The sequence below is a fragment of the Rhodococcus sp. PAE-6 genome, assembly GCF_025290685.1.
GTDB lineage: Bacteria > Actinomycetota > Actinomycetes > Mycobacteriales > Mycobacteriaceae > Rhodococcus > Rhodococcus pyridinivorans.
Genome location: NZ_JAOCLZ010000003.1, coordinates 420612 through 438279 on the forward strand (window position 1 = coordinate 420612; position 17668 = coordinate 438279).

The 17668-nt window shown below is 69.3% G+C and carries 18 protein-coding genes; 9 read left to right on the forward strand and 9 right to left on the reverse strand.

Annotation, left to right across the window (positions count from 1 at the left end; genetic code table 11):
- Window positions 1-97: 97 nt before the first annotated feature.
- From NVV99_RS09875 to NVV99_RS09895, 5 genes are all read left to right on the forward strand, one after another.
- The gene (locus NVV99_RS09875) at window positions 98-742 is read left to right on the forward strand and encodes a hypothetical protein (RefSeq protein ID WP_024102059.1); all 645 of its coding nucleotides are present in this window, start codon (window positions 98-100) and stop codon (window positions 740-742) included.
- Complete coding sequence (locus NVV99_RS09880; RefSeq protein ID WP_024102058.1) at window positions 739-2124, forward strand: hypothetical protein; 1386 nt, start codon at window positions 739-741, stop codon at window positions 2122-2124. The genes NVV99_RS09875 and NVV99_RS09880 overlap by 4 nt, the downstream gene beginning before the upstream one ends.
- Before the next feature lie 38 nt (window positions 2125-2162).
- A complete protein-coding gene (locus tag NVV99_RS09885; protein WP_006552695.1) occupies window positions 2163-2540 on the forward strand; it encodes a DUF6802 family protein in 378 nt (125 codons plus the stop codon).
- A 280-nt stretch (window positions 2541-2820) separates the two neighbouring features.
- A complete protein-coding gene (locus tag NVV99_RS09890; RefSeq protein ID WP_006552694.1) occupies window positions 2821-4653 on the forward strand; it encodes a phosphoenolpyruvate carboxykinase (GTP) in 1833 nt (610 codons plus the stop codon).
- A gap of 322 nt (window positions 4654-4975) precedes the next feature.
- The gene (locus NVV99_RS09895) at window positions 4976-5371 is read left to right on the forward strand and encodes a hypothetical protein (protein WP_260782821.1); all 396 of its coding nucleotides are present in this window, start codon (window positions 4976-4978) and stop codon (window positions 5369-5371) included.
- A 3-nt stretch (window positions 5372-5374) separates the two neighbouring features.
- Here NVV99_RS09895 and NVV99_RS09900 read toward each other — a convergent pair whose 3' ends face one another.
- Genes NVV99_RS09900 through NVV99_RS09910 form a run of 3 tightly spaced genes read right to left on the reverse strand, consistent with a single transcriptional unit; the run spans window position 5375 to window position 7646 of the window.
- Window positions 5375-5851 carry a glyoxalase/bleomycin resistance/extradiol dioxygenase family protein gene (locus tag NVV99_RS09900; protein WP_260782822.1) on the reverse strand — a complete coding sequence of 159 codons (477 nt, stop codon included), beginning with the start codon at window positions 5849-5851 and terminating at the stop codon, window positions 5375-5377.
- A 59-nt stretch (window positions 5852-5910) separates the two neighbouring features.
- Window positions 5911-7080: a zinc-dependent alcohol dehydrogenase gene (locus NVV99_RS09905; RefSeq protein WP_260782874.1), complete on the reverse strand. Its 1170-nt coding sequence runs from the start codon at window positions 7078-7080 to the stop codon at window positions 5911-5913.
- Window positions 7080-7646: an SRPBCC family protein gene (locus NVV99_RS09910; RefSeq protein WP_019290874.1), complete on the reverse strand. Its 567-nt coding sequence runs from the start codon at window positions 7644-7646 to the stop codon at window positions 7080-7082. The genes NVV99_RS09905 and NVV99_RS09910 overlap by 1 nt, the downstream gene beginning before the upstream one ends.
- 462 nt (window positions 7647-8108) lie before the next feature.
- Between NVV99_RS09910 and cysK the strand changes: the two genes are divergently transcribed.
- Entirely contained in the window at window positions 8109-9044 is a 936-nt protein-coding gene (cysK, locus tag NVV99_RS09915; RefSeq protein ID WP_024102055.1) for a cysteine synthase A, read from the forward strand.
- Window positions 9045-9052: 8 nt separating this feature from the next.
- Window positions 9053-9631: a serine O-acetyltransferase EpsC gene (epsC, locus tag NVV99_RS09920; RefSeq protein WP_248690649.1), complete on the forward strand. Its 579-nt coding sequence runs from the start codon at window positions 9053-9055 to the stop codon at window positions 9629-9631.
- 86 nt (window positions 9632-9717) lie between these two features.
- On the opposite strand, the gene NVV99_RS09925 is transcribed toward epsC, so the two are convergent.
- Window positions 9718-11166 carry an aldehyde dehydrogenase gene (locus NVV99_RS09925; protein WP_260782823.1) on the reverse strand — a complete coding sequence of 483 codons (1449 nt, stop codon included), beginning with the start codon at window positions 11164-11166 and terminating at the stop codon, window positions 9718-9720.
- 73 nt (window positions 11167-11239) lie between these two features.
- Entirely contained in the window at window positions 11240-11761 is a 522-nt protein-coding gene (locus NVV99_RS09930; RefSeq protein ID WP_064256136.1) for a nucleoside deaminase, read from the reverse strand.
- A 110-nt stretch (window positions 11762-11871) separates the two neighbouring features.
- On the opposite strand from NVV99_RS09930, the gene NVV99_RS09935 reads away from it, so the two are divergent.
- Window positions 11872-12288, forward strand: coding sequence for a hypothetical protein (locus NVV99_RS09935; protein WP_006552684.1), 417 nt, complete (start codon window positions 11872-11874; stop codon window positions 12286-12288).
- A 6-nt stretch (window positions 12289-12294) separates the two neighbouring features.
- Here NVV99_RS09935 and NVV99_RS09940 read toward each other — a convergent pair whose 3' ends face one another.
- The 3 genes from NVV99_RS09940 to NVV99_RS09950 all read right to left on the reverse strand — a co-directional run bounded on the left by NVV99_RS09940 (window position 12295) and on the right by NVV99_RS09950 (window position 14513).
- Entirely contained in the window at window positions 12295-12726 is a 432-nt protein-coding gene (locus tag NVV99_RS09940) for a CBS domain-containing protein (protein ID WP_024102052.1), read from the reverse strand.
- A 106-nt stretch (window positions 12727-12832) separates the two neighbouring features.
- Window positions 12833-13735, reverse strand: a complete 903-nt coding sequence (locus NVV99_RS09945) for an ROK family protein (RefSeq protein WP_006552682.1) — start codon at window positions 13733-13735, stop codon at window positions 12833-12835.
- A gap of 22 nt (window positions 13736-13757) precedes the next feature.
- On the reverse strand, window positions 13758-14513 hold the full coding sequence (locus tag NVV99_RS09950) for a class I SAM-dependent methyltransferase (protein WP_260782875.1): 756 nt from the start codon (window positions 14511-14513) through the stop codon (window positions 13758-13760).
- Between the two features lie 165 nt (window positions 14514-14678).
- Between NVV99_RS09950 and NVV99_RS09955 the strand changes: the two genes are divergently transcribed.
- Window positions 14679-15908 (forward strand): glycosyltransferase family 4 protein, encoded by a 1230-nt coding sequence (locus tag NVV99_RS09955; protein ID WP_019290883.1) that lies wholly within the window; start codon window positions 14679-14681, stop codon window positions 15906-15908.
- Here the strand turns inward: NVV99_RS09955 and NVV99_RS09960 are convergent.
- Complete coding sequence (locus tag NVV99_RS09960) at window positions 15819-17570, reverse strand: hypothetical protein (protein ID WP_260782824.1); 1752 nt, start codon at window positions 17568-17570, stop codon at window positions 15819-15821. The genes NVV99_RS09955 and NVV99_RS09960 overlap by 90 nt on opposite strands.
- Window positions 17571-17668 lie beyond the last annotated feature (98 nt).

Here is a 17668-nt window from a genome sequence, read left to right on the forward strand (position 1 = left end):
GTGACCTGAGTGGCCACAGTGTTTTCTCAGGGAAGCATTCGTTCGGCTGCCTGTCAGCGATCTCTCTGCGACAATTTCCGCCGACGATCGGGGGATCATGACGGGGGAGTTGTGGCACCACCTCGCCGCGCAGGTCGAACAACTGGATGCGCAGGCAGGGCGGTTGATTCGCAGGGCGCTGACCGAGCATACGGCCGCGCTGCGGGTGCAGGTCGCGGGGCGGGCCGGGACCGGCCGGGAGAGCGTCGAGACGCAGGTACGCGAACTGCTGCTCCGCAGGGTCGATATCGAGGGTGGGCAAGTAGACGCGGCCGTGGGCGGAGTGGCAGTGGACACGCCGGATGGTCCCGACCCGGTCCTCGACGGTGACGTCGTCGTCTACGTCGTGCCGCGTCGTCTCGACCCGGCCGTCGCCCATCCGGCCGACCGCGCCGCGCTGACGGCCGTGGATCCTTGTCGCCTCGTCCTCGTGGTGACGGGTGGGACGGATGACAGCGAGTGCGCTCTCGTCGCGCGTGCGACGGGGGTGCCGCCGGATCAGGTGGTCGCGGTCCGCGATGAGGAACTGCTCGGGGAACGGCTCGCCGCGCGTGCGGTCGTGGCGCGCCGCCTACGTGACGAGGAGCTCGCCCGGGTCGTGGCGGGTGTCCCGGCGGCACCGCAGGTGCGCGAACTCGTCGAACAGACACTCGACCTGGTCGGGCTGGACCCGATGGAGTCCGTCGCCGCGGGACTACGGTGACACCGCCGAGCGGACTCGTGGATCCGGCCGACGACGTCCTGCGCCGATGGAACCCGCGCGGATGGATGGGACTGCACCGGCCGGCCGCGACCGGCGTGCGGGTCGTCGGAGTGCCCGGTTCCGGCGCCGGCACGCTGGCAGCGGAGCTACGACCTCTGGGCGGGCTGGACATCACGGACGATGGCCGCGCCGTCACCCTCGTGGTGTTCGACCCGTCGGCGACGATCGGCCGCACCGAACTCGACCTCGTCCGCGCGGCGGCAGCCGAGTCGATCGAGGTCGTCTGCGCACTGACGGACATCGACCGCTTTCCCGACTGGCGTGCGGTCCGCGACGCCGACGTCGAGATCCTGCAGCGGCACGCATCCTGGCTGCCGAGGGTCGTGGTCCTGCCCGTGAGCGCCGCGGCCGCTCGGCGGGCACGCGAACTCGAGGACGACGCGAGCGAGGCGGTCCGGCAGACCCTGCTCACCGCGTCCGGACTCGTCGAACTGCGGGACGTCCTGGCCGCCACGGTCCGGTCGTCGCACGACCCGCGACGAGCACGCGCCGCGGTCGTCGCCGCCACCCGGCCGATGATCGAGGAGGAGATCGGACGACTGAGCGCGGAGGACGAGGAAGGGGGCCTGCGTGCGGAGCGCTCCCGCCTCACCGCCGCAGCACCACCCGCGACCTCCGGCCCCGACCTGCGCCGGCTGCAGGTGACGCTGTTGCAGGAGGTCGCGATGCGCGTGCGGGCGGCGTCCACCGCCGCGGGCGAGGTGCTCGAGACCTCGGACGCGGATGCGGTGGTCACGACGATCGACACCCACGTCGACGACCTGTGTGCGCGGCTCACCGACGAGACGGCCCGGATCGCACCGGGCACTCCGGCGCCGGAACCCACGCGCACCGCCCGCCCACCGCAGACCGCGCGGTCGATGGAGGACACGCTGACGGTGGTCTTCGGTGCGTCGGCAGGCGCGGGTCTCGGCAGACTGCTCCTCACCCCGTTCGGGGACCTGCCGGGCTGGATGTCGCTGGTGGTCGCGATCGCGTGTGCGGTTCCGGCCGCCGGATGGCTGATGCGGATCCGTAGGCGAATCGCCTACCGCGACCGGATGCGGCGGTGGATCGCCGACGAGCTCGCGACCGTACGGGCGGAACTCGACACCTGGATCCGCACCCGCATCCACGAGACGGAACTGCAGTCCACCGCGCTCGCGGTCGCTGCGCGCGACCGGCACGCGACCCGCGTGCGGGAACGCGTCGCCGCGATCGACGCGGAGATCACCCGTCGCCGGGGCGAGCGGCGTGCCCGCACCGCCGCGTGCGAACGCGACCTGGCGGCACTCGGACACATCCCGGAACCGCAAGGTGCCGGGGTGCGTCCAACCGGGTAGGAGCGATCCGGCGCGTGCCGGGTCGGAAAGGGGAGACGATGGCCGAATTCGCCGGCTCGGGTGGCACACCCCAGCCGTTCACCGATCCCTTCGATCCGTCCGGGTTCGATCCGTCCGAGTTGGCCGCCTGGGCCGACGAGCTCGCCCCGACGACCGACCTCGACGGTGACGGCGCCGCCGAGACGGTCGTCGCCGATACCGAGCACTGGGGAGTCGGTGGCGACTGGGGCGACGGTCTGGTGGTGGCCACCGACACCGATCTCGACGGCAGCAGCGATCGCCTCTCGGTGATCGCGGACGACGGCCGTTACGGCGTGTGGGAATACTGTCGCGAGCTCGACGGATCGGGTCGGTGGAGTCGACTGGACACAGGTAGCCTTGAATACGACGTACACCACGGAGAAGAGTCGAAGTGATTCATATCCGGCTGCGCAGCAGGGGGAGGGGACGGTATTGTGCGCAAGTTCTGAATCGTTTCTGTGAGATTTCCGACCGGCCCCGAGTGACGCCGGTCGGCATTCCGACGTTAACCTCTATGAAAAGGACATCCGGCGCCTACTTCGCCTGTCCGGCCACGGACGAAGTAGGTGGTACCCCTGCCGAGAGGGGCAAGCCCGGGTCTGCCCTCGTCCGCACAGAAGAACGTGCAGGTCGGAGGTGGGATCCCGGTTCCGGGCACACCCCAGGAGAGTTTTGATGACCTCAGCGACCATTCCCGGTTTGAACGGTACCGACGACAAGCTCCCGACCCAGCATGCCGAGTTGCTTGCCTGGGTCCAGGAGATTGCCGAGCTCACCCAGCCCGATCGTGTCGTATGGGCCGACGGATCCGATGAGGAATGGGACCGTCTGACCTCTCAGCTGGTCGAGGCAGGCACCTTCACGCGTCTGAACGACGAGAAGAAGCCGAACTCGTTCCTGGCCAATTCCGATCCGTCGGACGTCGCACGCGTCGAGTCGCGCACCTTCATCTGCTCGAAGAACGAGATCGACGCGGGCCCGACCAACAACTGGGTCGACCCCGACGAGATGCGTGCCACGATGACCGAGCTGTACCGCGGCAGCATGCGCGGACGCACCCTCTTCGTCGTGCCCTTCTGCATGGGCCCGCTCGGAGCCGAGGACCCGAAGCTCGGCGTCGAGCTGACCGACTCGGAGTACGTCGTCGTCTCGATGCGCATCATGACCCGCATGGGCAGCGCGGCTCTCGAGAAGCTCGGCACCGACCGTCCGTTCGTCAAGGCGCTGCACTCCGTGGGTGCGCCGCTCGAGGCCGGTCAGCAGGATGTCCCGTGGCCGTGCAACGACACGAAGTACATCACCCACTTCCCCGAGACCCGTGAGATCTGGAGCTTCGGCTCCGGCTACGGCGGCAACGCCCTGCTCGGCAAGAAGTGCTACTCGCTGCGCATCGCGTCGGCCATGGCGCACGACGAGGGCTGGCTGGCCGAGCACATGCTGATCCTCAAGCTGATCTCGCCCGAGGAGAAGGCCTACTACATCGCCGCGGCGTTCCCGTCGGCCTGTGGCAAGACCAACCTCGCGATGATCCAGCCGACCATTCCGGGCTGGCGTGCCGAGACCCTCGGCGACGACATCGCGTGGATGCGTTTCGGCAAGGACGGCCGCCTCTACGCCGTGAACCCCGAGTTCGGCTTCTTCGGCGTCGCGCCGGGCACCAGCGCCGACTCGAACCCGAACGCGATGGCGACCATCGAGGCCGGCAACACCATCTACACCAACGTCGCGAAGACCGACGACGGCGACATCTGGTGGGAGGGCATCGGCGGCGAGACCCCGGCGCACCTCACCGACTGGCTGGGCAACGACTGGACCCCCGAGTCCGGCACCAACGCCGCGCACCCGAACTCGCGTTACTGCACCCCGATGTCGCAGTGCCCGATCCTCGCCCCCGAGTGGGACGACCCGCAGGGTGTGCCGATCTCCGCGATCCTGTTCGGTGGCCGCCGCAAGACGACGGTGCCCCTCGTCAGCGAGTCCTTCGACTGGCAGCACGGCACCTTCCTCGGCGCGACCCTGTCGTCCGAGCAGACCGCCGCGGCAGAGGGCAAGGTCGGTAGCGTCCGTCGCGACCCGATGGCGATGCTGCCCTTCCTCGGCTACAACGCCGGCGACTACCTGAACCACTGGATCACGCTCGGCAAGAACGCCGACGAGGACAAGCTGCCGAAGATCTTCTACGTCAACTGGTTCCGTCGCGGCGACGACGGCCGCTTCCTGTGGCCCGGCTTCGGCGAGAACTCGCGCGTGCTCAAGTGGATCGTCGACCGCATCGAGCACAAGGCCGGCGCGCAGTCCACGCCGATCGGCTACGTGCCCAGCGCCGCCGACCTCACGCTCGACGGTCTCGATGTCGATCCCGCCGACGTCGACGAGGCCCTGAAGGTCGACGTCGAGGAGTGGAAGTCCGAGATCGACGGCATCGCCGAGTGGTTCGAGTTCCTCGGTGAGAAGGTGCCCTCGGGCATCCGCGACGAGTTCGAGGCCCTCAAGCAGCGCCTCGGCTGAGTCCGTACACGACGACGAATGCCGTTCCCGGTTTCCCGGGGGCGGCATTCGCCGTCTGTGGGGTGAAATCCGGGAAATCGTTCACAGCGGACATCTCGTCTCGGTTGTGCCACGCCGACCGGTGACGTAGTTCGACGATGCACTGCAACTACTTCCGTCGGCGAGCGGGTCGTCTCGTGCGTGGTTCGAATCGTATCGGTCGGAAGTGTGCGGCACTGGTGGGGGCGACGGCGCTGGCCTGGGCGCTCCTGGCGGCACCCGCCACCGCACAGAGCGAAAAGCAACTTCGTCGGCGGACGTCGTTCTTGACGAGAAGACCACGGTGGCAGCGGCTTACACGCTGGCGCAATTGCCCCGGTACTCGGAACTTCCCCGAACGGCCCCGCCACCGAGGCGCGGCGGCCTCCGGGTTCCGTGGGGTGTGGTCGTCGACGGCAACGACAACATCTGGGTCGCGAAATTCGCCGGCCGGGCCGTCTCCCAGTGCTGCGGCAGCAGGGCAGTGGCCTACCGCCCCGTAACCACCACGGGCGCATCGATCTCCCCGGACGTCACCGGCTACGGACTCGACGGCCTCGTGCACAACACCGGCATCACGATCGACCAGGCCGGGAACGTGTGGGTGGCGAACGGTTGGAAGCAGATCCCGATCCAGACCAATCCCGGCGGCTCCGAGATGGTGGCCTTCGTCGGGGCCGCCGCACCAGTGACGCCCTGAGCGTCACGCGTTCTGCGTTGCCGCCCACTCGTCGAGCCGTCGCTTCGCTTCCTCCGCGGGCACGTTCTCGACCCGCGTCATCACGACCCACCGATGACCGAACGGATCGAGGATCGACGCGAACCGGTCGCCGGTGACGAAGGTCGACGGTTCCTCGAACACCCGGGCACCGAGGGCGACGGCCCGCGCGAACAGGGCGTCGGCGTCCGCGCAGTACAGCACGTACGAATGGTCGACGTCGTTCGTTCCGCTCGGCGCGTGCAGGCCGATGCCGGGATGGGGATCGCTCAATTGCAGTCGGCCGTTGTCGAAGTCGAGCTCTGCGTGCATCACCGTCCCGTCGGGGCCGTCCATCCGCTCGACGACGGTCGCTCCGAACGCGTCGCAGTAGAAGTCGATCGCGCGGGAGGCACCGTCGACGACGAGGAAGGGGGTGAGGGAGGTGTATCCCTCGGGGATGGGGTTCACCGAATTCGTCATGGCGCCAGTGTCGGACGCCGACCGTGCGCTCGTATTGAAGAAATCCGACCGGTGACGACCTAGGGGCGGAAGACCGCGCGCAGGCAGTCGTCCTCCTTGTTCTCGAACATCTCGTAGCCGCGTACCGCGTCGGTGAGCGGAAGGTCGTGCGTCATGAGCCAACTCGGGTCCAACCTGCTCTCGAGGACGTGTTCGAACAGGGTGGGCATGTACCGCTGGCCGTGTTGCTGCGCCGTCCGCAGGGTCAAGCTCTTGTTCGTCAGCACCGCCATCGGGAACTTGTCGGTGACACCGTAGATGCCGAGCACCGACACGACTCCGCCCTTGCCGCAGGACAGGATCGCCTCGCGCAGGGAGGTCGCGCGGTCGCTCTCCATCCGCAGCGCCTGCTTGACCTTGTCGTAGGCCTGCATGACGCCCGTTTCGTGACCCTCCATGCCCACAGCGTCGATGCAGGCGTCCGGTCCGCGTCCGCCGGTGCTCTCGCGGAGCGTCTCGTAGACGCTGTCGACCTCGGCGTAGTCCACGGTTTCGGCGCCGACCTTCTTCGCGGCGCGGTCGAGGCGGTCTCGGAAACGGTCGATCACGATCACCCTGTCGGCGCCCATGATCTTCGCGCTTGCCGCGGCCATGAGACCGACGGCGCCGGCGCCCCAGACCGCCACGGTGTCGCCCGGGGTGATGTCGCAGAAGTCGGCGCCCATGTAGCCCGTCGGTACCGCGTCCGACAGGAACAGGGCCTGTTCGTCGCCGACACCGTCGGGGATCTGGAAGCAGTTGACGTCGCCGAAGGGCACGCGGATGTACTCGGCGTGCGAACCCTGGTACCCGCCGAAGGGATGGGTGTAGCCGTAGATTCCGCCGGTGGGATAGCCCAGCACGGGTTGCTGCATCGCGGCGTTCGGGTTGGTGGTGTCGCACACCGCGTGCAGGCCGTCGGCGCAGTACGGGCACTTCCCGCATCCGATGAACGACGGCACGACCACCCGGTCGCCGACCCGCACGTTCGTCACCTCCGGGCCGGTGTCGACGATCTCGCCCATGAACTCGTGGCCGATCACGTCGCCCTCCCGCATCCCCGGCAGGTACCCGCCGAGGAAGTGCAGATCGGACCCGCAGGTCGTGGTGAGGCGGACCCCCACGATCACGTCGTGCGGGTTGACCAGGCCGGGATCGTCGACCGTCTCCACCGACAACTCGTTCACCCCCATCCAGCACAGGGCTCGCATCACGCGTCTCCTTCCGATTCACGGGCACTCGGACTGCCCTGCAGGGTGGGGATCTCACCGGTCTGCATGAGAGCCCGCGCACGGTAGAGCGCAGTGAAGGTCAGGGCGCCGGTGACGAGATCGGGGACGGGAACCTCGGCGCGCAGGGTCATCTCGGTGCCGCCCCGGGGCGCGTCGGACACCGCGAGCACTACGCGCGGACCCGGGGTGTCCGCGTCGTCCTCGCCGACGAACGCGAGTCCTTCCGAGGTGACGTCGACGCGGGTGTCCCAGGTCGTCGTCCCGCCGGGGCTCTCCCAGGTCCAGCGCAGCCGGTTCGCTTCGACCGTCTCCACCCGGACGTGGTCGCCGAAGACTCTGCTCAGGTTCTCGGGATCGCGCCAGAACTGCATGACCTGTGCGCGCGGAGCCGCGACGGTCACCGTCTGCGGTTTCCGAGCGTCGACGGGCCGGTCGACGGCGCGCCGGACGAATCCGCCCACCGAGCGACCGGCGTCGTCGATCGCCCTGTTCGCGTTCTCCACGACTCGACTCGCGTTCTGCACGACTCTGTTGAAGTCGACCACGGTCGTCTCCTTGCTCGGATGCTCGGGTCGGTGTCCGGTACTCGGTGTTCGGTGTTCGGTCTAGTCAGGGTCTTCCGCGTTTCGGCGTCTGTTCGGCGACACCGTGCCGTAGCGGGGGGTGATCGTCCACTGTGCTTCGTCGAGTGCACGGATCCTCGGCGCGAGCGTGCCCGGCGCCAGTTCGTCGTAATCGGGGACGGGAAGATCGTGACGACTCATATGGTCGGCTACCCGTGCTCGGTGGCCGGGCAAACCCGGTCGAGCCGGTCCGAAATCTCGCGGGGCACGAACCCGTCGAGGCCGGGCCGGGCGACGACACGCCGACTCGCCGGGGAATAACGACGGCGTACGGATACGTTCGTACATCGATGGGCCCGCCGAGTCGTCCGATGACGGCGAAATGGTGCAATAGACCGAGACCGCGACCCGAGCCGCCGTGTGTGGCCATGAGGAGGATCGAGCATGAGCAGGATCTACGACAACGTCACCGAGCTGGTCGGACGGACCCCGATCGTCAAGCTCAACCGTCTGACCGAGGGAGCCGGCGCCACCGTCGCCGCGAAGCTCGAGTTCTACAACCCGGCCAACAGCGTCAAGGACCGCATCGGTGTCGCGATCGTCGACGCCGCCGAGAAGTCCGGTGAGCTGAAGCCCGGCGGCACCATCGTCGAGGGCACCTCCGGCAACACCGGTATCGCGCTCGCCATGGTCGGCGCTGCGCGCGGCTACAAGGTCATCCTCACGATGCCCGAGACGATGTCGACCGAGCGTCGCGTGATGCTCCGCGCCTACGGCGCCGAGATCGTCCTCACCCCCGGCTCCGAGGGCATGAAGGGTGCCGTCGCGAAGGCCGAGGAGATCGTCGCGAACACCGAGAATGCCATCCTGGCCCGCCAGTTCGGCAACCCGGCCAACCCGGAGATCCACGAGCGCACCACCGGTGAAGAGGTCTGGAACGACACCGACGGTGCCGTCGACATCTTCGTCGCGGGCATCGGCACGGGTGGCACGCTCACCGGTGTCGGCCGCACCCTCAAGGACCGCAAGCCCGACGTGAAGGTCGTCGGTGTCGAGCCCGCCGACTCGCCGATCCTCACCGGCGGTGAGCCCGGCCCCCACAAGATCCAGGGCATCGGCGCGAACTTCGTGCCCGAGGTCCTCGACCGCGAGATCTACGATGAGATCGTCGACGTGAAGTTCGACGACGCCATCGAGGTCGCCCGCCGCCTGGGCACCGACGAGGGCATCCTCGGAGGCATCTCGGCCGGCGCCAACGTGTGGGCCGCACTCGAGATCGCGAAGCGTCCGGAGAACGTCGGCAAGCTGATCGTCGTCGTCGTTCCCGACTTCGGCGAGCGCTACATCTCCACCCCGCTCTTCGAGCACATCCGGGACTGATCGCCGTCGTGGGTATCCTGCACACTCTCCGGGAGGATCTGCAGTCGGCGCGCGGCCACGATCCGGCCGCGCGCAGCGACGCGGAGAACGCCATCGTCTATTCGGGGCTGCACGCGATCTGGTCGCACCGCATCGCGAACCGGATGTGGCAGGTGCCCGCCCTGAAGGGACCTGCGCGGATCCTCGCGCAGTTCACCCGGTTCCTCACCGGCATCGAGATCCACCCCGGCGCGACCATCGGCCGGCGCTTCTTCATCGACCACGGCATGGGCGTGGTCATCGGTGAGACGGCCGAGATCGGCGACGATGTGATGCTCTACCACGGCGTGACGCTCGGCGGCCGGTCGCTGGCGAAGGAAAAGCGTCATCCGACGCTGGGCAACCGGGTCACCGTCGGGGCGGGGGCGAAGGTCCTCGGCCCGGTGGTGATCGGGGACGACAGCGCGATCGGCGCCAACGCCGTGGTCACCCACGACGTGCCGGCGGATTCGATCGCAACGGGTATCCCCGCGACCGTCCGGTCCCGCAAGAAGCACGAACCGCTCGTGGATCCGACGACGTACATCGATCCCGCGATGTACATCTGAGGTCGCGTCCTCCCGAAACACGAAAGAGGGGAGGATATGTGCGAGTTCTCCGTCGAGAACGCACATATCCTCCCCTTTTTCCGGGATCAGCCCTCGTAACCGAGCGGGTACAGCACCGACTTGGTTTCGCAGTACGCCTCGACGCCCTCGGGACCGTTCTCGCGGCCGATACCGGAGTTCTTGTAGCCGCCGAACGGTGAACCCGGATCGAATGCGTACCAGTTGATTCCGTACGTGCCGGTGCGCACGCGCGAGGCGATCTCGAGGCCCTTCTCGACGTCGGTGGTGTACACCGAACCGGCCAGGCCGTAGTCGGAATCGTTGGCGATCTTCACGGCCTCGTCGACGCTGTCGTAGGGAATCACGCAGATGACAGGTCCGAAGATCTCCTCGCGGGCGATGGTCATGGAGTTGTCGACGTCGGCGAAGATCGTCGGTTCGACGAAGTAGCCCGTCTCGATGCCCTCGGGGCGACCACCGCCGAGCACGAGACGCGCGCCTTCCTCCTTGCCCTTGGCGATGTAGGACTCGACGCGATCGCGCTGCTTCGCGGAGATCAGCGGACCGAGTTGTGCGCCTTCGGTATCGGGCAGTCCGACGGGGAAGAAGGCCGCGGTCGCGGTCATCTTCTCGATCACCTCGTCGTAGCGCGACCGCGGCGCGAGGACGCGGGTCTGCCCGACGCAGGCCTGACCGGTGTTCATCAGGCCGGACATCACCAGCATCGGCATCGTCGAGTCGAGGTCGGCGTCCTCGAGGATGATCGCTGCCGACTTGCCGCCGAGTTCGAGTGAGCAGCGCTTGAGTCCGCGCGCGGCGATCTCACCGATGTGACGACCCACGGCCGTCGAACCGGTGAAGGTGATCTTGTCGACGTGGGGGTGCGAGACCAGGTACTCGCCGGTCTCGGCGCCGCCGGGCACGAGTGAGAGGACGCCCTCGGGAAGTCCTGCCTCCGTGAAGATCTCGGCGAGGACGTTCGTCGTCAGCGGCGATTCGGGAGCGGGCTTGAGGACCACCGTGCATCCGGCGAGCAGGGCGGGTCCGAGTTTGTTGAGCATCAGGAACAGCGGCACGTTCCACGCGATGACGGCGGCGACGACGCCGACGGGTTCGCGGCTGACGCGGCTGCGACCGAACAGGCCGGTGCGCTCCTCGGTCCACGGGAACGAATCGGCAAGCCCCGCATAGTAGTCGAGTGTGGCCAGGCCCGACGTCAGCTGCATCATCTCGACCGAGGCCGGCGGCTGGCCCATCTCCGCGGTGAGCGAGGCGCCGATCTCCGCACGACGCTCCTCGATGAGCTTTGCTGCCTTGCCGAGGATCTCGGCGCGCTCGCTCGGGGTGGTGCGCGACCACGGGCCTTCGTCGAAGGCCGTGCGGGCGGCGGACACCGCGGCATCGATGTCCTGCGGTCCCGCGACGGGCACGGAACCGACGCGCTCTTCCGTGGCGGGGGAGAACACCTCGAGTCTCTCGTCGGTCGACGGTGCCACCCATCGGCCGCCGATGAACAACTTGTCGTAGTCGGTCATGTCGCTTCCTCACCTGGCTGTGCTCGTGTATCGGCCGCATTCGTGTGACCTCGAACACTAGAACACGTTACAACTATTGACCAGGGGGTGACCAGACCGGGCGGGACGGGAAGGCTCGATCTCCGAGATGGCAGCGACGGTGCAGGAGCCGAATCTCCTGCTCGAACTCGGGAACGGGCCCGTCGACGACGGCCTCCGGCACGACCTCGCGGATCGGCAGCGGACGGACCGGTGCCGGCGGCACGCCCATCTCGCCGAGCCACCGGACCAGTTGCTCGGAGGACGCCGCGTAGACGATCCGCCCCAGGCCCACCCAGCCGTGTGCGGCCGCGCACATCGGGCAGTGCTCACCGGAGGTGTAGACGGTGGCGGTGGCACGCCGGTCGGGTTCGAGATGTTCGGCCGCCCACCGCGCGAGCGCGAACTCGGGATGCCGGGTGCGGTCGCCGCCGGCGATGCGGTTGCGGTCCTCGGCCAGGACCGTGCCGTCCGCGTCGACGAGCACCGACCCGAACGGCTCGTCACCTGCCGCGACCGCCTCCTCCGCGAGTTCGACGCACCGCCGCAGATGCTGCAGATCCGTGTCGTTCACCATGGACGTCTCCTTCCTCCCTCGACTGCACCGTAGGGCGGGGGAGGAGCCGGGTGGCGCGAATCGGCGACCGTCACCACACTGGAGGGTGCCCAACGGTCAGGAGACATGTCATGGCGGAGAACAATCCGTTCGGGTTCGACCCCGAAGATCTCGACCGCGTGGTGCGGGAAGCCGGTGAGGAACTGCGGGAACTGAAGGACCGTATCTTCTCCTTCCTCGAACCGCCGGTGGCGCCGACGCGCACGCAGCCGCGGCCCGAGACCACCGGTGAGAAGGGCGACGGCGTCTGGGTCGTCTACACCACCGAGGACGACGGCGTGGCCCGCGTCGACCAGGTCCATCGCACCGAACTCGACGCGCTGCGCACGCTCAAGGGCAACACCGACCCGCGACGCTCGGTGCGGTTCCTGCCCTACGGGATGAGCGTGAGCATCCTCGATCGCCCGAGCGCCACCGAGGGCGGTGCCGCAGAGGAGAGTGCCACCGGCGACACCGCTCCCGACGACGCCGCGACCGGCGAGAACTGATCAGTTCTAGCCACCATCGTGGATGTAGGAGGCGAGCTGGTCGCGTTCGGTCTGTAGTTCGTCGATGCGGCTCTTGACCACGTCGCCGATACTGACGATCCCCACCAGCCGAGCGTCCACCACGACCGGTAGGTGCCGGATCCGTTGTTCGGTCATGGTCTCGGCGAGACTGTCGACCGAATCGGTGGGCAGGCAGGTCGTCACCGTCCGCGACATCAGTTCGTGTGCCGGGGCGGCGAGGATCGACGGTCCGCGTTCGTGCAGGGCGCGTACGACGTCGCGTTCGGTGACGATCCCGGCGACGGTCTTGCCCTCGCACACCACCATCGCGCCGATGTTGAACCGCGCGAAGTCGCCGATGAGCTCGCACACCGTGGTGTCGGGCTCGACCGTGTGCACCGCCGAGCCCTTGTTCCGCACAATGTCAGCAATCCGCATCCGGTACCGCCGATCTGCTCGCAGAGCATCCCGGCGGCCCCTCACCGGTTTCCGCCGGGACTCCGATGTGGTCCTCAGGGTAGGCCGGAAAACCGGGTGTGCCCGGTCAGGTTATCCAGTCGTGACCTGCGGCGACGATCGATGCGCCGGTGAGGGTGCCCAGTGCGCCGAGTTCGGCGGGGACGATCTGCAGGTCCTGCACGAACCGTAGGCGGGCGTGCCGGGCCGCCGACGCGAGCATCGGCCGCCACAGGTGCCCGCCCGATTGCGCGAAGCCGCCGCCGACGACCACGCGTCCCACATCCGTCAGTGCTGCTGCCGACGCGATGACCTGGCCCAGTGCCGTCCCGGCCCGTTCGAGGGCCGCGGCGGCGACGCCGACCCCGGCCTCGGCGTCCGTGGCCAGCGCGACACCGTCGGGTCCTTCCCAGCCGTGGGCACGGGCCCAGCGCACCGCCGACGGGCCGCTCGCCACGGTCTCGATGCAGCCGACGCCTCCGCACGCGCACACCGTCGTGCCGTAGGGCGAGACGACGTGCCCGATGTGGCCGGCGTTTCCGGTGCGGCCGCGCACGATCCGGCCGCCGAGCACGAGACCGCCGCCGATGCCGGTGCCGAGCACGACCCCGAGCAGGTCGGCGACATCGCGTCCGGCACCGAAGCGCTGTTCGGCGAGGGTCGCGGCCGCGCCGTCCATCACCGGATCGACGCGGGCGTCGGGGAACACCGAACGCACGGCGTCGACGAGTGCGAAGCCGGAGCTCCACTCGGAGATGTTGATCGGGCCGATCGTCCCGGCGTTCGTGTCGACCGGTCCTGCCGCGGCGATACCCACGGCGGTCACCGGTCCCTCGCCGATCTCCGCGACCTCCCGCAACAGTCCCGCGCACGCGCCCCACACGTCCTTCCGGGGAACCGGCACGGATCGGGCTTCGAGCGGGGTGCCGTCGTCGGCGGCGACGGCCGCGGCGAGCTTGGTGCCGCCGACGTCCAGGGCCAATGCGGTCATGGCGACGACACTAAGCGACGGGTCAGCGTCGGCGCAGGACCAGTACCAGGTTGCTGACGAGGAACTCCCGGACGCCGGGCACGTCCACGAGCCACCACGCCCAACTCGGGTGGTAGCGGGGAAAGGCCGCGAGCAGTTCGCCATCGGGTGTCGAACGTGCCCAGCGCAGACCGTCGCTCGCGCCCACGTCGAACAGCGACACCCCGTACCGGTTCTTCGGCTCCCTGCCGTGCTTGCGAGCGTAGCGCCGGGCCGCGTACTCGCCGCCGAAGGCGTGCCACGGACCGGTCTCGTGCCCGCCGAACGGTCCCCACCACAGGGTGTACGACAGCACCATCAGTCCGCCGGGCCGCGTGACGCGCAGCATCTCGTCGGCCATCACCCACGGCGTCGCGACGTGTTCGGCGACGTTCGACGAGAAGCACACGTCCACCGACCCGGTGCGCAACGGCAGCGCCAGGCCGGAGCCGCGGATCGCGCCGCCCACCTGCAGGCCGGCGGCGTGCATCTCCGACGGGTCGGGCTCGATCGGCACGTAGCGCGAACCCACCTCGGTGAACGCGTCGGCGAAGTAGCCCGGTCCGCCGCCGACGTCGACGACCGTGGTGCCCGTCAGATCGGCGCCGGTCAGACCCGTGTAGAGATCGCCGATGAGGTCGACGGTGTCGCGCGCGAGACCGCCGTAGAACTTCTCGGGTGCCGTCTGCTCGAACCGGAAGCTGCCGAGCAACCCCACGGAGCGGCGCAGTGTGGCGCGGCGGGCGAACAGCCGGGTCACGTCGGTGCGGGGTCGGGTCGTCGATGGCACGTCCAGTCACCTTAGTGCGGGCCTCACACTCGTCCCTCACCTGTTGCCGCCCGGCACCCGCTACTGTGTCCCTGTCATCGTCCGAGTCACATCTGCCCGGCCGGGTGGTCGAGTCGACATACAGGGGGTCACCGCGTGCGGGAGGTTCTGCTGCTTTGCTGGCGCGATAGCGGACATCCGCAGGGTGGTGGCAGCGAGCGGTATCTCGAACAGGTCGGGGCGCAGCTCGCGGCGCGCGGCGTCCGCGTCGTCCTGCGGACTGCCTCCTATCCCGGAGCCGCCGAGCGAGACCGGATCGACGGCATCACCGTCAGCCGCGGCGGGGGACGGCTCACCGTCTATCCGCGCGCGCTCGCCGCGATCCTCGCAGGCAGATTCGGTGTCGGCCCCCTCGCCGGTATCCGTCCCGACGCCGTCATCGACACCCAGAACGGCATTCCGTTCTTCGCCCGGCTCGTCGCCGGTGCGCCCGTCACGGTGCTCGTGCACCACTGCCACCGCGAACAGTGGCCGGTCGCGGGCAGGCTGATGGCCAAGCTCGGCTGGTGGATCGAGTCGTCGCTCTCGCCGCGCGTGCACCACCGCAACCAGTACCTCACCGTCTCCCTTCCGTCCGCCGACGAACTGCGCGCTCTCGGGGTCGACCGGGAGCGGATCGCGGTGGTCCGCAACGGTGTCGACGCCGTTCCCGCCGGTGTCGCGGTGGGTGGCGACGACACGCGCACGGCCCACCCGAGCGTGTGCGTGCTCTCGAGGCTGGTGCCGCACAAGCAGATCGAGGACGCCCTCGCCGCGGTCGCGGCGCTGCGCGGCACCGTCCCGGGTCTGCATCTCGACGTCATCGGCGGCGGCTGGTGGGAGCAGAACCTCCGCGATGCGGCCGCCGAACTCGGCATCGGCGACGCCGTCACCTTCCACGGCCATGTCGACGAGCAGCGCAAGCACGAATTGCTCTCCCGCGCTTGGATTCACGTGATGCCCTCGCGCAAGGAGGGGTGGGGACTGGCGGTGGTCGAGGCCGCCCAGCACGGTGTGCCCACCATCGGTTACCGCAGCTCCAAGGGATTGACCGACTCGATCATCGACGGCGTGACCGGTGTGCTCGTGGACTCGCCCGCCGAACTGACCGCCGCCGTCGCCGATCTGATCGCCGACGCCGACCGTCGTCGTCAGCTCGGCAACAAGGCCCGCATCCGCGCGGGCGAGTTCTCGTGGGAGGCCACGGGAGAGGGCGTGCACGAGGTCCTGTCCGTCACGACCTTCGGGCACACCGTCTCAGGACTGTTCCCGCGCGCCGACGAGCCGTCGACGCTCGCCGACCCGCTGCCCGAGCGCGCAGCCAGCGCCGCCGGCCAGTACCAGTAGCCACACGACGTGCGCCCCGATCGCCAGGGCGCGATGGGGTGACGGGGTCGAAGTGCCTCCCTCCACCCGGTACAGGCTCAGATCCTCGTCCTGATAAGCGGTCTCGAGGGCTCCGAGCGTGCTCTGCGCGTCACCGAGTTCGCCCGGCGTGCCGTGCTCGACGAGCACCCAGCCCACCCCGCGGGCGGCGAGCGCACTCGGATCCGCGCCGGACAGCAGCAGGGCTTCGACGTCCTCCGCGCGACGACCCTCCCCGGCGACACTGCCCTCGGCGACGATCAGGGTTCCGGTCTGCAGGACGTCGGCGCGCAGCATGCGCGGGGACGGATCGAGCACCGGTACGGGCCCGGAGAAGTCGAAGACCCGGAACATGCCCACGGGCAGCACCGCCACGTCGCCGTCGTCGGCCATGACGATCTGCGACACCTTCTCCCAGCCCAACGGATAGCGCACGGGCTGCAGTTGCCCGCCCACACCCCACACCAGGTCGGGCAGCGCGACCAGCACGGCGGCGATCGCGGCCGCCGCCCACACCGGTTCGGGCGCCACGAAGCGCCGGGCGAGGACGGTCGTGCCGGCCGCCGCGGCGAGCGCGTAGGCGGGCATCGCCCACGCGACCCACTTCTGGGTGTCGCGCAGCAGTCCCGCGCCGGGCACGTTCACCATCGCCCATTCGCCGACGGCGAGTCCCGGGCCGGTCGCGGCGAGGGCGATGACGAGCACCGCAAGGACGGCAGGCACCGCGACCGCGACGATCACGGAGTTCCTACGTCGCCGCCACAGTGCCGGCACCCCGCACGCCACCACCGTGAGCAGCAGCAAGGTGCCCATCAGCGCCCATGCGGTAGTGCGCGAGGTGGGGACGGATTCGGCGTTCCAGATCCCGCCGAGCCCTGCCACCGAACCGATCGTGCCGAGCAGTGGTTCGGCCCGGGCGGCGAAGGCGCGCACACCGGCCGGGTCCGCTTCGGTACCGCCACCGGCGAGCGCCGTCGCGATCAGCCACGGCAACGACACCGCGACACCCAGCGCGAGTGCGCCGCCCACGCGCGGCAGCACCCGCGTCCGCCCACCGGGCGCGACGAGGACGGCGCAGGCCGTCACGATCGCCAGCAGGGCACCGGTCGGGGTCAGCCCTGCAGCGGCCAGGCAGACCGCCAGCGACGCCCAGCCGCCGCGTCTCCGTCGCCGGATCGCGACGGCCGCACAGATCGTCCACGGCAGCGCGGCGTACCCGGCGAGCAGACTCCAGTGGCCCTGCAGCAGCCGCTCGGCGACATAGGGATTCCAGATCGCGACCGTCGCCGCGACGAGCCGGGCGCCGGTTCCGCTCGTCGGCAGCACCACCGCGACCAGCCGTGCCGCACCCCATCCCGCCGCCCACAACGACGCGACGAGCAGCGCCGTGACCGCGACACCACCGTCGACGACGGTGCTCACCCACGCCAGCAGGGCGTCCTGCGGCACCGCGCGGGCGGCGGCGTCGGACAGACCGAGCGCAGAATCGGTGAGGAACGATCGGGGAGTGCTCACCGCGTCGCGGAAGACCAGGTAGCCGGGGGAGACGAGGAACGGACCGAGCACCGCGACCGTCAGGACGAGGGACCAGACCGCCGGGAGAGCCGCCGTCGTGGACATGCGGGACGACTCCGGGCGGGACATGGCGGCAGAATACGGTGTCGTTCCGGATGGGAGGATGAGCGGATGCCGCGAACACCCCGACCCGCGTCGGAGGGAACCGAGACCACTCGTGGTTCGAC